The sequence below is a fragment of the Neobacillus drentensis genome (assembly GCF_036965645.1).
In the GTDB taxonomy this organism is placed as follows: Bacteria; Bacillota; Bacilli; order Bacillales; family Cytobacillaceae; genus Neobacillus; species Neobacillus drentensis_D.
Window position 1 is genome coordinate 1 of record NZ_JBALPZ010000102.1, and the last position, 1868, is coordinate 1868.

Annotated in this window: 2 protein-coding genes; both read left to right on the forward strand. The window is 48.0% G+C overall.

The annotated features are described in order from the left end of the window. Positions 1 to 1681: SWIM zinc finger family protein (locus V7266_RS19145; protein WP_335469968.1), on the forward strand; the 1681-nt coding region annotated here is incomplete at its 5' end. After that, positions 1674 to 1868: hypothetical protein (locus V7266_RS19150; RefSeq protein WP_335469969.1), on the forward strand; the 195-nt coding region annotated here is incomplete at its 3' end. The genes V7266_RS19145 and V7266_RS19150, both read left to right, overlap by 8 nt.

Sequence of the window (1868 nt, forward strand, 5' to 3'; positions counted from 1 at the left end):
TTTTGGTTATAATAGAGGAATATGGATTTTTTTAAAGGGGGTTGCGGCCTTGGAGTCCACACCTGCTAGTGAACAAATGGAACATTTTGAGGAACAGGTTCGGGAGATGCTCGTTCCTACTGATACAGAGGATGCGAAGCTTATTCAAAAGGGTTTAATGCTTTACCGTCAAGGGGTGGTGAAGCAATTACAAATATTCAATGATAAAATTACCTCTATGGTCCAAGACGTGACGCGTGTTTATGTGAAGCTCGATTTAGTCTTTGCCTCGATGAGTACGTGTACCTGTCCAGCCGAGGGCTTTTGCCGTCACCAGGTGGCGACCTTTTTCGCGGCTTTTTCCAAGTTTGGCAGTGTCGGAGACTGGGTAACGGCTTGGCGTGAACCTGCCCGCGAGCAAAAGGAAGCTTCCGACTGGGGTATGCAGACGGCGAAGGATTTAGTTAAAGCAAACAGCATTATGAAGCCGGACTACAGCCGTTGGGTGCAGTCGTTTGAGGTGAGTTTTGATACGCTGCTTGCATCGAAAAAGTATACAAGCCCCTATGTCATTCCGGAGCTGTACGGGATTTATGAGCGGCGTATCCATGCGAGCGCGCCGGTTGAGCAAGAATGGCGGCTGCTATATGAAATGGTTGCAATTGTGGTGTCATTCCGGAAACTGGCGGCGCTAAGTGAGTCGCTGGGCCATGATGAGGATACGGTAAAGCGTGCCTATCTTCACTTATTTCACAATTTGATAGATGATGCGGAAGAACTCGCGATAAAAATTGGCGTACAGTCTCTGCCGTTTGCGTTTGATGAATTTATTGAGCGGCTAAAGGATGACGCATTTGACCTCTTGCGTTGTGCCCATGGGCTGGAGTATGAACGGATTTTCTTGTACCGGCATTTGTGGGTGGTTTTTTTCAAAAAGAAGGCATGGCGTGAGGCTGAGTTGACCAAAATTCAGGCCGCACTAAAAGGGCTTCAGGATTGGGAGAACCCGTTGGTCCTAATGGTCGCCGGGATTCACCTCAATCTGCTCATTGGGAATGATGAGGCGGCGCTGAAGCTGATTGGCCAATTTGAAGATGAGGAGATTGTCCCTTATCTGCTTTATTGGATTGAGTATTTGTCCGTTTTGAAGGCGTGGCGCCGGGTTGGAGTTTTGATAGAGTTATTTTTGCAAAAAGTGAAAGCCTATTTGACGGCGTTAGGCGGTTATCATAGCTGTGTGACGTTTGCTCGGAGTGCGATTAAAAGTGTAACCAACTATTGCGGGGAGAATGATCGTTTCGATTTGTATGAGCGCGCTTTGCTCGTGATGCTGCCATATAGTTTTGGGGAGTATGAGTATCTGTTGTTTGAGCGCAAGCAGTATGACCGCTGGGGTGAGCTTCAAGCATTTGTCGGGCTGGATTTTTATGATTTGCCGAAGGATCGCTTGAAGGTGATTGAGAAGGAACGGCCCGAAGTGCTGCTAGGTATGCTTCATCAGACGGCACAGCGGGAGATTGATCAGAAGAATCGGTCGAGCTATAAGATGGCGGTGCGGCATTTGAAGAAGCTTCGGACGTTGTATAAGAAGTTGAAGCGTGTGGATGATTGGGATTATTTCCTGGAGACGCTGATGGAGCGGACGAAACGGCTGCGGGCGTTTCATGAGGAGTGCCGGCGGAGTAAGTTAGTGGATGTTTAGAAAAGTGGACCAGTTTTCTATCGAATTTGTCGGTGGGAGCTGGTTTTTTTTTGAGGGTGAACTTGGATGTGAATTGGATTTTTGGTTGTGGGCTTGGAGCCGGTGCAATTTTAAATGGCCATTTTTAATGGCTTGGCGGAATTTAGCGGCCGTCAACTTGAGCTGGACTTCCGCCGGTTTCTCTGTT